The sequence below is a fragment of the Sphingobacterium sp. JUb20 genome, from assembly GCF_004342035.1.
GTDB classification, from domain to species: domain Bacteria; phylum Bacteroidota; class Bacteroidia; order Sphingobacteriales; family Sphingobacteriaceae; genus Sphingobacterium; species Sphingobacterium anhuiense.
In genome coordinates this window covers 251,412-265,481 of sequence record NZ_SLYV01000001.1, presented here as the reverse complement: position 1 = coordinate 265,481, position 14,070 = coordinate 251,412, and the positions used below count along the sequence as shown (strand labels likewise).

The following is a 14,070-nucleotide window of genomic DNA, read 5'->3' as shown; positions in this document are numbered from 1 at the left end:
AAGAATAATATATTCTCTACCTTTGGCTCTTTAGGCAAGAAAGTCCAGGTGGCTTTCCTGCATTTAAATTTTGCAAATATGACTGTTTTAACGTTTACACTCATTATGCTCCTTGGAGCCATATGTGCAGGTATTATTGGTTCGCTTTCCGGGCTTGGTGGTGGAATTGTAGTAATACCTTTGTTGACTATTCTGCTTGGAGTAGATATCCATTATGCGATAGGAGCTGCTTTAGTTTCTGTAATTGCGACATCTTCGGGATCTGCCGCCGCATATGTTAAGGAAGGGATCGCAAATATGCGGCTCGGCATGTTTTTAGAGATTGCGACTACTGCAGGTGCTGTTGTCGGTGCACTTATCGCAACATCGGCTCCCAGTTCGCTTATTGCCGTATTATTTGGTCTAGCTTTAATCTTTTCTGCGGCAAACTCGCTCCGGAAAAAAGAAGAACATATCGTAGAGCAGTCCAGTAAGCTGGCGATCAGCCTCAAGCTGCCTTCCACCTATCCTGTAGTAAAGGGCACAGAGGTGTCTTATGGAACAAAAAATGTCATCGGCGGATTTAGTATGATGGGACTTGCCGGAGTACTTTCGGGTATGCTGGGAATAGGATCGGGGGCTTTTAAAGTGATCGCCATGGATACCATTATGCGCATACCCTTTAAGGTGTCGACCACAACGAGTAATTTTATGATGGGCGTTACGGCTCTAGCAAGTTGCGTGATTTATCTTCAGAAAGGGTATGTTGTCCCTGATATCTGTCTTCCGGTCATGATTGGTGTCCTAATAGGCTCGATGATCGGTTCCAAGATATTGATGGCGACAGATCCTAAGAAATTAAGAGTATTTTTTGCTTTTATTATTTTCTTCTTGGCTTTTAACATGATTTATAACGGTATTAAAGGAAAATTCTAATGCAGATGACAGATAAAACGATACAAAGAATTATTGGAGATGTCTTAAAATACGGCGTAAGAACAGTATTGGCGATCAGTACCATCGGAGGATTGATCTTTCTTTATAACCATGCGAATGAACAGGCTGATTATGCCCGATTTACAGAAAATGATCGAAGTATTATTGAAGTCGTATCGGATGTTTTCAGTGGAGTCATCAACATGCAAGGACGTTCGATTATATTTTTAGCGATCATCATTCTTTTTTGTACCCCATTGATCCGATTATTACTTTCATTGGTCAGCTTTATCATCGAGGGTGATAAACTATATGTCTTCATCACGACGCTAGTGCTGATCATAATTGCCTTTAGTATGTATTTCGGATTCGGACATTAACAACTTTGAAAAATTCTGAAATGAATTTTTTTAAAATATAAAATGAAAAGTTCTCCAAAATGGAGAACTCTTCTATATAAAGGGTACTTAATTGTCTATTTTCTTGCCTTTTTTATTTTTTCTTCTATAGGCATATCCAAAATTGCCATAAGTAATAAGTAATATCCTTTTTTTAATCCTAATTTTTTCAAGTTTCCATCTTGCTTTTTCATGATTGATAATTTTTTAGTGCTTACTAGATATAACTATGGGATTATTTTCAAAGCATATGCCATTTTCTTGTCATGATACGAAGAAGCGTATTTTTTTTGCGCCATTTACGTATTTAGATTTCAGCCCGGTTATTTATACCTGACGCATGTACGATTTATCGCTTTACTGTGCGCTATTCATTACAATTTTATAACAAAAAGTTTTCATTAACAGTCGATTATTGCTTAAAATAATGCTAAATTGCTAACAGTATTTTTATAATGTGTATTTACCTATTATCTTGTAACTCCGATGATGCTAAACTATTCTAAATTCTTGACTACCTGCTTGGCCGCTGTCCTTATTTTTTCGATGAGCGCCTGTGATAAAGAAGATATGGGGCAAAAAACTGCATTATTTAGTCCAGACTATAAGAGTATTCAGGTCAATACAGGTTTTGTAGACAATGGTATTGAAATCAATGCTAAAGAATGGTCCGTAGCCTATGTTAAAGATGCGCTTTCAGGAGAAATACTTCAGGATATAAATGATAATCCAGTTGTCTTAAATGCTGCAGGTACTGTTGAAGTGGCCGGTGGCTGGTTGAAATTAGAGAAAATAGCAAGTAGTCATCTGCTTAATCTAACATTAAAAGAGAATTTCAACGCAGAACCCAGAAAGTTTGTAATTGGAATAGCGGCGAATGGAACGGAAGATGAACTTTCTTTTACACAGAGCAGAGGTGCTGGTTATGAGATTGTGAAGAAAGAAATCATAGAAGTACCTGGAAGCCGGAAAGAGTTTACAAGTGATGAAGGCTGTTATACCATAACGCTTTCTAACAATACCTCCACGGCAAAAAATATGGAAACGGTTGCCATCTTTAAAGACGTCAATTACCTGTCCGAGTTCAGTAGTACTGATGAAGACGCTTTTAAATGGATAAATGCTCAGGATTCACTTATATTCATGGGTGAAATCTTGAAAGACGGGGCAATATACTGGTCGAAACAAGTACCATATAAAGAAGGGAAATTTTTTGAACCTTATATAAATTCTGCAAGCAAACAAATGATATTAGTACAGCCGTATTCAAATATTCAGGTCAAGGGAGAGATCAAATACCTTACACGGGAATGCCAATATACGTTTACGATTAAAAATCAATCTTCTGGGCATTTATTTGATGTATCGGGCACCTGGAAGCAAAAAGTACCGCTATTGCCAATTACAAAGATTTTTTAATGTTCCTCAACAGGGACATTTTCATTTTGTTTTTTAAACATTGCGTTTCTATAGGCTTCACCCCATTTTGCAATTTCGTCAATAATAGGTTCTAATGTGCGGCCGTATTCGGTCACTTCATATTCAACGGTAATGGGTTTTGTATTCATAACCGTACGGCTGATAAGGTGATTCATTTCCATGTCCTGTAATTCCTTCGAGAGCATCTTGGCAGCAATACCATCTACTTCACGCAACAGGTCCATGAATCGCATCTTTCCACCTTCCATCAATGTTCCCAAAATATGAAATTTCCATTTTCCGGATAAGATTTCCATAGTATCTGTGATCGCAATAATCCGGGCTTTACATCCTGATCTATTGTTTATGGTTGGATTTTTCTTCATGATCTTTTATTACAATACAAAATTACGCTGTAAAATTACGGAAACGATTATTAGTTTCCTATAGGAAAGTAGTTTCAAAAAGGAAACCAATAGCATTTGTATACTAATCCTATGTTATTTTTGCACAAGATTTATATAATTAATAATTTAAAAATGAAAAAAATAGCAATCTTAGCAGTATTCGCTTCTGTCATCTTAGCTTCATGTGGTGGTTCAAATGGTGATAAAGCTCAAACAGGAACAGAGCAACAAGTTGCCGAACAAAAAGGTGCAACTTTTGCAGTTGATACAGCAGTAAGTTCAATCAAATGGAAAGCATATCACAAAGGTGGATTTGATCCAAGATTTGGTACATTGAAAAGTGAAGGTACTGTATCTGTAGAAGCAGGAGCGATCACAGGTGGATCATTTGTTATCGATATGAATTCAGTGACAACAGACAAGAGTGCGGTTGATCCTGCAAAATCAGGTGGTAAAACTGCAGCTGATTTAGATAGTCACTTAAAAACGGGTGATTTCTTTGAAGTGGAAAAATATCCAACAGCTAAATTTGAAATTACAGCAGTTACAGCTTTTGATGCTGCTAAAGACAAAAGTGTCATTGCGGATGCAACAAACATTATCAGCGGTAACTTAACAATCAAAGATAAGACTGTAAATGTTACTTTTCCAGCAAAAGTTAGCGTAACGGATAATGAAATTAATGTACAATCTAAATTCACTATCAACAGACAAGACTGGGGATTAGCGTACGGTACTGAAGGTGATCCTAAAGACTGGATGATCTCTCAAGAAGTAGATATGGAGCTGAATATCGCTGCAAAAAAATAATTTTATAAAAACACGCTTTAAAAAATTAAAGCGTGTTTTTTTTACTGCGAAGTAGCTATACTGCGCGGTCAATAGGTCGAACCTTTTCAGGGCTTAGCGGCATCTTATGCTGTTTCGATATTGCTTGAAATTTGACTACATAAACCAAATAAACCGAACATGAAGAACGAGTCTAACCAGAATCCACTTTTGTGCGATCCTGAAACAGGTAGCTGTGAAATGCCTGTTTTAGCGTATGAATCAGCAGCAGTACACCCTCTTGAACAAACAGATAAACCCCTTAAAGTCATTTATTTCACAGATCCCATATGTTCTTCCTGTTGGGGAATTGAACCACAATTGCGGAAACTAAAACTTGAATATGGTGATTGCTTATCCATGCACTATCATATGGGCGGGTTACTGCCCGACTGGAACTATAACAGTGGGGGAATTAGCAAACCTAGTGATGTCGCCGGGCATTGGGACGAGGTGAGTATTTATTATGATATGCCGATTGATGGTGATATCTGGCTCGAAGATCCTTTAGACTCTTCCTATCCGTCTTCTATTGCCTTTAAAGCAGCACAATTGCAGGATAATGATCAGGCTATTCTGTTTTTAAGAACATTGCGAGAAATGGTTTTTTTACAGAAGAAAAACATCGCTAAATGGGAATACATAGCTGCGGCGGCAAAAATGGTCGGGTTAGATGAAGTTCAATTATTGTCAGACTATCAAAGATCAGCGCCTGTTCAATTTGAAAAAGACCTTAAATTGGCGAGAAGTTACGGTGTAAGAGGTTTTCCAACACTTTATTTTGAGGATATGCATGGAAATCGCGAGATGGTGTATGGCGCGAAACCTTATGCTTTTTATGAAGCCGCAATTTTAAAATTAAATCCGACAGCTATAAAAGGGAGTTATCGTCAGGACTGGAAAAGTATTTTTTCTACATACAATTCGCTGACTGCTAAGGAATATGCTGAACTGACAGATACGCCAAGATCAGCAAGTGAGGAGCTGTTGAACGAACTTACCGCAAATAAACTGTTGCAAAAAAGCACAACAAAAAATGGTGCTATCTGGCATCTGAACGTCTCGTAGTCATTCTCTCAGAACAAGGTACTACGTTGTGTATGGCTTTATATAGCGTTTTAAGCTAATACCTGTGCTGTAGATGTCGAAGAACGGAACTATTTGATCGGATTGGGATCGCACAGTCGCACGTACAATTTGATTGCAGACTGCACCAATTAAGATAACGCGCTATGTTTTTATATAGGCAGGATTTTAGTGCATAAAAGCCTGTTTATATAAAAAGGGCTTAAATGAGATTTAGAAAATTATCCCGATACTGCCTAGGTTGCAGGCCTATGACACTCTTAAACTGCTTATTGAAGTTGGTTACTGAAGGATAGCCGCATTCGTAGCTGACTGTTTCTATGGAAATACTATCGTCTTTTAATAGTTTGCAGGCGTAGTTTACTCTTATTTCCTTCAAAAAGTCAGAAAATGATTTGTTGAGGCGTGTCTTAAAGTATCTGCTAAAAGAGGTACTGGTCATATTTGCAATTTCTGCAACTTTCTCCAGACGAATCTGCTGATCAAAGTTTTTAATCACGTAATCATAAACCTTGTGTATCCGTTCGGTTTCGGCCTGTTTATAATTTATGGCTTCATCAAACTCATTGATGTAACGGCAGTCTGTGGACAGCACTAAAGTGTCCAATATTTTCAATAGCAGAATTACGCTTTCCAGCCCATCCTTATGTAATAATTCAAACATCATCCCTCCAATAATATCTCTGGTTTCTCCCGTTATTTCGATCCCGAGATTGCTGGTGAGAAAGAACTTTTTGAGCCTGAAAAATTCTTCCTTATCGTAGATTTCTTCAGCAAAGAAATTGTTATGAAAGTAGATCACTATAACCGACGTATCGAGCTGACTGTCCTTTTTAAAATAAGACAAATGATTTTTCCAGACATGGGGTAGATTGGGACCAATAAATACCATATCGTTTGCATGAAACGGTTGCAAACTATTACCTACAATTCTGTTTCCTTCCCCTTTTATTACGTACGAAAGTTGAAATTCCGGATGTGCATGAAAGGTTGGATCAAAATGAGGTTCATTGATTTGTTTTATCGAAAAAGTTTTATTCTCTGGAATAAGCGATTTTGAAATAACTCTCTTATCTAGCATTATGATTTCAGTTTATTGGGGTAAATATAGTTAAAAATGATACAATATGTCTGAAACTTGATAAAAAAGCTAAGTTCCAAGCTACTTCATATCTCTATATTTGCTTATAACAATTATAGATAAAACCAAATTTCAACTAAATCATGAATAATATTTTAAGAGTTTTACTTTTATTTTTAGTGTTTTTGACCTCTTGTAGAGCTGATGAACCGAGAAGGGCAGAGGTACTATTTATTGGTGCTGGAAATAAGCAATCTTCTAATCAAGCGACCTGGTTATCGGTCGAACTTTTTAAATCGGGCATCAATCTAACCTATACCGACACCTTAGCAAGTTTAGAATTTGATTATTTAAATAAGTTTGATGGGGTTGTCTTATTGGTGAATGAAAAAGAGCTCAGTGAAGAAAAGGAGCAGGCATTAAAGAAATTCCTGAAAGAAGGAAAAGGGGTTGTGGCCTTGAACTCGTCTGCTAATTCATTTCAGAATTCCGAATGGTATACCAACTTGGTACAAGGTGGTTTTACCGACGCGGGTGATGGACAAGCAATTGTTACGATAGAAAACGCCAAACATGTACTGGATTCATCCATTAACACCATTCAGGTTAACAATGAAAAATACATATTCAAGAAAAAAACAGATCAAACTGTTATCGGTAGCGCTGCGATAGATGGTTCAAAACAAAACTACATCTGGTATAGTGAGGAAAACGGCGGTCGTTTTTTATATCACGCGTTAGGGAAGCATGATGATACCTGGAAAAATCATCAGTTTCTAAGAACGGTCAGCAGTGCGGTCTGGTGGTCACTTGGAGAGCAGGTTCAAAGTATGGTGAATAAATTGGCTATTCCGAATGTAAGCATATATCCCGATTCCATATCCGATTTTACAGCACGTTATGATGTTCCTAAAGTGCAGGATCCGCTTAGTCCAGAGCAGTCGATGAAACTGATACAGAAACCTGTGGATTTTGAATTAAAACTTTTTGCCGCGGAGCCCAATATCACCAATCCGATTGCGATGAGCTGGGATGAAAAAGGCAGATTATGGGTCATTGAAGCTGTAGATTATCCGAATAGTTTTGAGGAGGTGAAAGGTAAAGGAAATGATCGCATCGTCATCTGTGAAGATACCGACGGCGATGGTGTTGCGGACAAATTTACAGAGTTTGCTAAGGGCTTAAATATTGCAACAAGTTTAACTTTTGCCAATGATGGTATCATTGTGGCGATGGCTCCCAATTTTGTTTTCTTAAAAGATACTAATGGTGATGATGTGGCCGATCATGAAGAAATCATCATGACCGGTTGGAGCAAAGGAGATACGCATGCCGGTCCATCAAATCTGCAATACGGCTTTGACAACAAAATCTGGGGTGTTAACGGATATGCAGGTTACAATGGTATTGTTAATGGTGAAAAGCATATTTTCTCTCAAGGTTTATACCGACTTAATCCAGATGGTTCGGATCTGGAATATCTAGCTACAACCAGCAATAATACTTGGGGTCTTGGTATTTCGGAAGATAATAATGTCTTTGTATCCACGGCGAATAACACGCATTCTGCTTTCTATTCGATGCCAGAGAAATATTTACAGCGACGTGTAGACAATATTCCTGGCGCTAATCCGATCAATTCTATCCAAAAAATTGACGGGCATTATGAAGTTCATGCTTTAACACCAAATCTAAGACAAGTCGATGTTGTAGGCGGATTTACATCAGCGGCAGGCCATCAGATGTATACCGCACGGGATTTTCCACAGTCTTATTGGAACAGTGTGGCATTTGTAGCTGAACCTACAGTAAGATTATTGCATAACGCAATTATTGAGAAAGATGGTGCCGGTTTCAAAGAAAGAGATGGATGGAATTTACTAGCAAGTTCTGATGAGTGGTTTGGACCTGTCCATGCTGAGGTAGGACCAGATGGAGCAGTGTGGGTATTAGACTGGTACAACTTTATCATTCAGCATAATGTTTTTGTTCCGGCTCAAGCGCCATCAGAGAAAGTCCTTCCTTTTAAGGATCAGGTTGGAGGACCCGGAAATGCATTTGAAAGTAATCTGAGAGACAAAAAGCATGGCCGTGTATATCGCGTTTTATATAAAAATGGCAAGCATAATGAAAGTTTCAAACTATCAAAAGATAATCCCAAAGGGCTGATAGAAGCTTTAAATAGTAAAAATAAATTTTGGAGAACCCACGCACAAAGACTTTTGGTCGAGCGAAAAAAAGCGGATGTGGAGCAAGATTTGATCAAAATAATCAACAATAAATCTGTTGATGAAATTGGATTGAATGCACCTGCTATACATGCGATCTGGACTTTAAAAGGTTTGGGTCTTCTAACAAAGAAAGAAGTGAATGATGCAATATTAGCTGCATTATCGCATCCATCGGCAGGTGTGCGAAAAGCTGCTGTTCAAGTACTGGATTTAAATGCTAAATCTTTTGATAAAATAGCACAGTCTAATATTTTTAAAGATGAGAATCTAAATACCAGGCTTGCCGCTTTTGTCAAAATAGCAGAATCGGCTCCATTTGCTGCAGTTGCAACAGTATTAAAGGCGGCAATCAATGATCCTGTCAACGCGAAGGATAGATGGCTGTCTCCAGCTTTATTTGCGGCGATCCAGACCAATCATAGTCATATGTCGATGGCTGCTGATCAGTCTTCGTCCAATGCATATCAAAAATCTGTAAATCAGGCACTAAATGAAGAGATTTATACATTGGGTAGAAAAAACCGTGTTCAGTTTTCACCAAATGTGGCTGATAAGAATATAACGATTGAAACAGAGGTGTTACGCCGTGATCAGGATGCTTTCAAAGGATTAATTATAGGGCAAGGTGATGCGAAAAATGGTTTTGCATTATACATGCAGGGTAATAAAATATATTGGGACGTATATAATAATGGTGAAATACAGCGTATAGCGGCTACAGACGGAATCGGAAATGGATTTAAAGTCAATGCAAGCATAACAGCAAACCAAGGATCTAGTCTTTACATCAATAACAAATTGGTCGGTAACATCAAAGAGGTCAAACCGTTCAATAAACCACTGCGGGCTTATCTGAGGTCGGGAGAAGATCTGGATGAATCTGTTGCACTGACCAAGTACGAGCAGGGATCTGAATTTATCGGAAATATCAGTGAGATCAAAGTAAAGCTTCAATTAAACGGCGAGCATGCGCATCATCATATACACAGCGCGAGTCCTGTGGAAGTGAATCAAAACGAGGCACCTGCTGAAGTCATTGTGATTAAAGCGGTAAAAGATATTATGCAGTATGATAAACGGTCCATTACGGTGAAAGCAGGAAGTCAGATTACGTTGATCATGGAAAATCCGGATGCTATGCCCCATAATTTAGTGATCATCAAACCTGGTACAACAGAGATCGTTGGTAAAGCGGCAGATGCCATGTTGCAAGCGTCTTCGGCGGCGGAAAAAGACTATGTTCCAGAAGTCAGGGAAGTACTGTTTCATACCAAACTGGTGAATCCGGGACAAAGCTATACGCTTAAATTTCAAGCTCCTAAAGTAAAAGGTGAATATCCGTTCATCTGTACATTTCCGGGACATTGGAGAGGAATGAACGGAATAATGAAAGTTGTGGAATAATATAAACGAAACATATGAAAAATAGAATGGTAATGCTATTACTTACTATAGTAGTAAGTAGTATAGGAACTTTATATGCCAAAGCAAGTGTACATTCACTCCCTAATGCGCAAAAAAAGAAGAATATACTGGTTGTCGGTGGTGGTGGATCGCATGATTTTAATCGCTGGTACAAAATCGAGGATACACAGCTGATCAATACCATTGAAGGTGTACATGCGACCTATACAGACAATACGGATTCCATACGCTTTTATTTAAAAACGACAGATCTTTTGGTGTTGACCAATAATCAACCGATCCCAAAAGCTTCACAACTGGCGATTGAAAAGTTTATTGCACACGGTAAACCGCTCGTGCTTCTGCATGCTGCAGTATGGTACAATTGGCAAGACTGGCCTAAGTACAATTTGGAATACGTAGGTGGAGGAAGTAATAGCCATGAAAACTTCCAAGAATTTAAAAATCTGGTGGTGAACACGGCACATCCGATCAGTAAAGGCGTTTCTCCGGAGTTTACATTCAAAGACGAACTGTATCGCCACCAACCAGATGCTGCTGGTAAAGGGATTGATGTACTGGTGATCGGTCAGTCTTTAGAAACGGCTAAAGTATACCCAGCTGTATTCACTGTCAATCATGATAAATCAAGAATAGCGGGAATTACACTGGGGCATGATGAGCATAGTCATCTAAATAAAGACTATCGTAAAATTTTAATCAATACAATCCATTGGGCATTAAATATTTAAATCAACATAAAATAATCAAAATGAAAAAAATCACTGTCGTTATCGTAGGAATGGGGTTTGGAAAAGAATTTATTCCAATTTATCAAAAGCATCCTAATATTAAATCTGTTGGTGTTTGTACTAGAAATCCTGAAACACTAAGAGAATTAAAAGAGAAGTTCAATCTAGACGATGATTTACTATTTACAGATTTTAATGAGGTCATTAAAAGAGATGATGTCGATGCCATCCATGTGGTGACGCCTGTGCCAGAGCACGCAAAAATGACATTAGCATCCTTAAATGCGAATAAGCATACGGCTTGTACCATACCGATGGCCATGACCGTGGCCGACTGTCAGGCTATCGTGGAAGCGAAGAAAAGAGTCAATAAAGTTTATATGATGATGGAGACAGCCTTATATACCCGTGAGTTTCTGTACGGATTGAAACTTGCTGATACGGGGAAATTAGGGAAAATACAGTTTGTTCGTGGTTCACATATTCAGGATATGAGTATGGAGGGCTGGGCGGAATACTGGAAAGGCTATCCACCGATGCTAAATGGTACACATGCCATTTCCCCATTATTACGTATCAATAATACCATAGCGGAATCTGTGGTTTGCCACGGTTCAGGTCAACTAAGTGCTGATCTTGCTGCCCGGTATAATTCACCGTTTGCAGTGGAAACAGCCACCTTTAAACTGAAAGATTCCAATGTGGTCGCTGAGGCGACAAGATCATTATTTGATGTTGTGAGACAGTACCGCGAAAGTTACGATGTGTATGGTGATAAAATGTCTTTTGAATGGGAGCAGTTACAGGATGAGCAACATGTTATATTCGACGGTGGCGAAAATGCCGTACGCATGGAGGCGCCGGATACAGATGATTTATTGATTCCGGAGATTGCAGACTTTACTAAAAGGGAAAGAATAGATGATCCAAATCATGTTTCATTTTTACAGGGAGCAGGTCATGGGGGTTCTCATCCACATTTAGTTCAAGAGTTTGTTGCAGCTATTGTGGAGGGAAGAGATTCTGCCGTTGATGCGTCCTTAGCGGCAAATTATACCTGTGCTGGTATCTGTGCCCATGAATCGGCGATGCAGGGTGGAGTCAGAATCGTAATCCCTTCATTTGATTAAATGTAAAGCTATGAAAATAGGAATAAGCTCTTTTGTATGGGTATCACCTTACACAGCAGATCATATTGATATTCTTTATAAAGCAAAGGATTATGGCTATGATGTCATGGAGATTGCTGTCGAAGATGTAGCATCAATTGATGTGAAGCAACTGAAGAAAGTGGCGCAGCGTATTGGTTTAGATTTATCTGTGAGCGGTGCATTTGGTACAGAAAGAGACATTTCAAGTGAACATAGCGCATACCGTAAAATTGGTCTTTCTTACATTAAAGATTGTATACAAATCGCTAATGAATTAGAAAGTCCAATTTTTGGAGGACCGCTTTATGCTGCTGTTGGAAAAACACGATTAGTTTCAAAAGAACAGAAGGAATTAGAACGGAATTTCTGTTTAGAAAATCTGCTTGAAGCAACGCAGTATGCAAAAGAACAAGGTATTGTATTGGCATTAGAGCCACTAAACCGCTTTGAGACAGATATGATCAATACAGTCGAGCAGGCTCTGGAATTGATCAATCAGATTGATGATCCTCACTTAAAGATCTTGCTCGATACATTTCATGCTAATATTGAAGAGAAAAGCATTTTAAAATCAATCCATCTTTTAGGGGATAAACTTGCTCATGTTCAGGGTAATGAAAATGATCGCGGAACACCGGGAACGGGACAGGTTGACTGGTGCGGAATACGTGATGCATTAAATGAAATCGGGTATCAGGGAAGTGTCATTTTAGAAACCTTCGGATCGCCTTCTAAAGAACTGGCCCGTGCGGCAAGTATCTGGCGTCCATTAGCGGAAAGTTCAGATATTCTAGCTCGGGATGGAGCTAACTTTTATACAGAAATTTTCAAAAATAATCCATTACAATTATGACCGCTACACAAGATATAATCCAACCAGACAACCACGCTAAAAGTACCCTTTTTTGGGGTTGCTTTATTGTACTGGTTGCATCGGCTTTTGGTTTTGTTTTCAGATCCTTTCTTATGCCCACATGGGCAGTTATGTTTGATTTGAGTAAAACACAGCAGGGCGAAATCTTTGGTGTTAGTTTCTGGCCATTTGCACTGAGTATCGTTGCCTTTAGCTTAATTATTGACCGGATCGGCTACAAAAAGTCCATGATCTTTGCTTTTATCTGCCATCTGATTTCTATCGTCCTGACTATTTTTGCTACAGGTTACTGGATGTTATATGCAGGAACCTTTTTCTTCGCATTAGGAAATGGTGCAGCCGAAGCGGTTATCAACCCCGTTGTCGCATCGCTATATCCGAAAGAAAAAACCAAATGGCTGAATATTTTACATGCAGGTTGGCCTATGGGTATTGCGATATCGGGCTTGTTGGGTATTGGGCTTTTAGCACTGGATATCAATTGGCGAATCGTCATTGGTTTTATTTTGATTCCAGCAGTCGCTTATGGCGCATTGATCATCAATCAAAAATTTCCAGTAAATGAGCGAGTAAAAGCCGGTGTTGGCTATTTGGACATGTTAAAAGAAGTTGGTGTTTTAGGAGCCCTGATTATTGTAGCATTATGTGTTTTTCAACTAGGAAGTTTATTTAGCTGGGATTACAAAATCAATATTGTACTAAGCATCGCCATTGTAGCCATATTTGGATATTTCGTGCGGTCATGGGGTAAGGGACTTTTTGTATTGTTACTACTGGCTATGGTTCCTTTGGCGACCATGGAGCTGGGTACCGATAGCTGGATTACGGATCTTATGACTCCAGAAATGAAAAAAATGGGCTTTCAGGGAGGTTGGGTGCTTGTATTTACAGCAGTGATCATGACCATATTACGGATGTACAGCGGTACAGTTGTTAAATTTTTGTCGCCACTGGCGCTCTTATCCATAAGTGCGCTCGTCTCTGCTTTCGGTCTGCAGTTATTATCCGTTTCTTCCGGGATTTATATTTTACTGGCGGCTGTTCTATATGCTTTTGGAAAAACCTATCTATGGGGTACGATGCTTGGGGTTGTTTCAGAACAATTTCCCAAAGGTGGCGCCTTAGCTTTAAATATCACTAGCGCTGTAGGACAACTAGGGGTAGGAATTATCGGAGCTGTTTTTCTTGGCTTTATCCAAGACAGTAATATTGATAAAAAACTGGTTGAGTATGATCAGATTCACCAGACACATTACCATGAAAAATTGGTGACAGGAACGAGATCAAGCATATTCGGGGAATATAAAACGATTGATTATTCACACTTGTCAACCCTAGACGAAGAGAGTCAGCAAGTGGTTGAGCAAATGGAAAACAAAGCCAAAAAAGCGGCACTATCCACTGTTTCCTTATTGCCAATCGGTTTGTTTGTATTTTTTATTCTATTAATTATTTATTTTAACAAGAAAGGAGGGTATAAGCCGATAGATATTATTTAATTAAAAAGCATCCTATAATTGAAAG

Annotated in this window: 12 protein-coding genes; 10 read left to right on the top strand and 2 right to left on the bottom strand. The window is 38.7% G+C overall.

Going from position 1 to position 14,070, the window contains the following annotated elements; translation table 11 throughout:
• The first annotated feature begins 78 nt into the window (after positions 1–78).
• The 3 genes from EDF66_RS01140 to EDF66_RS01130 all read left to right on the top strand — a co-directional run bounded on the left by EDF66_RS01140 (position 79) and on the right by EDF66_RS01130 (position 2,732).
• Positions 79–915, top strand: a complete 837-nt coding sequence (locus EDF66_RS01140; RefSeq protein ID WP_031288480.1) for a sulfite exporter TauE/SafE family protein — start codon at positions 79–81, stop codon at positions 913–915.
• A complete protein-coding gene (locus tag EDF66_RS01135) occupies positions 915–1,295 on the top strand; it encodes a DUF1634 domain-containing protein (protein WP_132839929.1) in 381 nt (126 codons plus the stop codon). The genes EDF66_RS01140 and EDF66_RS01135 overlap by 1 nt, the downstream gene beginning before the upstream one ends.
• Before the next feature lie 504 nt (positions 1,296–1,799).
• Positions 1,800–2,732: a hypothetical protein gene (locus tag EDF66_RS01130; RefSeq protein WP_132839928.1), complete on the top strand. Its 933-nt coding sequence runs from the start codon at positions 1,800–1,802 to the stop codon at positions 2,730–2,732.
• Here the strand turns inward: EDF66_RS01130 and EDF66_RS01125 are convergent.
• Positions 2,729–3,118, bottom strand: coding sequence for a winged helix-turn-helix transcriptional regulator (locus EDF66_RS01125; RefSeq protein WP_021190331.1), 390 nt, complete (start codon positions 3,116–3,118; stop codon positions 2,729–2,731). The two genes, EDF66_RS01130 and EDF66_RS01125, sit on opposite strands and share 4 nt — an antisense overlap.
• A gap of 153 nt (positions 3,119–3,271) precedes the next feature.
• On the opposite strand from EDF66_RS01125, the gene EDF66_RS01120 reads away from it, so the two are divergent.
• Together EDF66_RS01120 and EDF66_RS01115 are read left to right on the top strand one after the other, a co-directional pair.
• Complete coding sequence (locus tag EDF66_RS01120; RefSeq protein WP_132839926.1) at positions 3,272–3,949, top strand: YceI family protein; 678 nt, start codon at positions 3,272–3,274, stop codon at positions 3,947–3,949.
• Positions 3,950–4,108: 159 nt separating this feature from the next.
• Complete coding sequence (locus EDF66_RS01115) at positions 4,109–5,035, top strand: DsbA family protein (protein WP_132839925.1); 927 nt, start codon at positions 4,109–4,111, stop codon at positions 5,033–5,035.
• Positions 5,036–5,255: 220 nt separating this feature from the next.
• On the opposite strand, the gene EDF66_RS01110 is transcribed toward EDF66_RS01115, so the two are convergent.
• Complete coding sequence (locus EDF66_RS01110; protein WP_132839923.1) at positions 5,256–6,134, bottom strand: AraC family transcriptional regulator; 879 nt, start codon at positions 6,132–6,134, stop codon at positions 5,256–5,258.
• Between the two features lie 143 nt (positions 6,135–6,277).
• Here EDF66_RS01110 and EDF66_RS01105 point away from each other — a divergent pair, with 143 nt between their 5' ends.
• From EDF66_RS01105 to EDF66_RS01085, 5 genes are read left to right on the top strand one after another with little or no spacing between them, the layout of a single operon-like run.
• The gene (locus EDF66_RS01105; protein ID WP_132839922.1) at positions 6,278–9,769 is read left to right on the top strand and encodes a PVC-type heme-binding CxxCH protein; all 3,492 of its coding nucleotides are present in this window, start codon (positions 6,278–6,280) and stop codon (positions 9,767–9,769) included.
• A gap of 14 nt (positions 9,770–9,783) precedes the next feature.
• Positions 9,784–10,521: a ThuA domain-containing protein gene (locus EDF66_RS01100; RefSeq protein WP_132839920.1), complete on the top strand. Its 738-nt coding sequence runs from the start codon at positions 9,784–9,786 to the stop codon at positions 10,519–10,521.
• 20 nt (positions 10,522–10,541) lie between these two features.
• Positions 10,542–11,651 (top strand): Gfo/Idh/MocA family protein, encoded by a 1,110-nt coding sequence (locus tag EDF66_RS01095; RefSeq protein WP_207898378.1) that lies wholly within the window; start codon positions 10,542–10,544, stop codon positions 11,649–11,651.
• Positions 11,652–11,661: 10 nt separating this feature from the next.
• Entirely contained in the window at positions 11,662–12,525 is an 864-nt protein-coding gene (locus EDF66_RS01090) for a sugar phosphate isomerase/epimerase family protein (RefSeq protein WP_132839919.1), read from the top strand.
• Positions 12,522–14,045, top strand: a complete 1,524-nt coding sequence (locus EDF66_RS01085; RefSeq protein WP_132839917.1) for an MFS transporter — start codon at positions 12,522–12,524, stop codon at positions 14,043–14,045. Before EDF66_RS01090 ends, EDF66_RS01085 begins: the two co-directional genes overlap by 4 nt.
• Positions 14,046–14,070 lie beyond the last annotated feature (25 nt).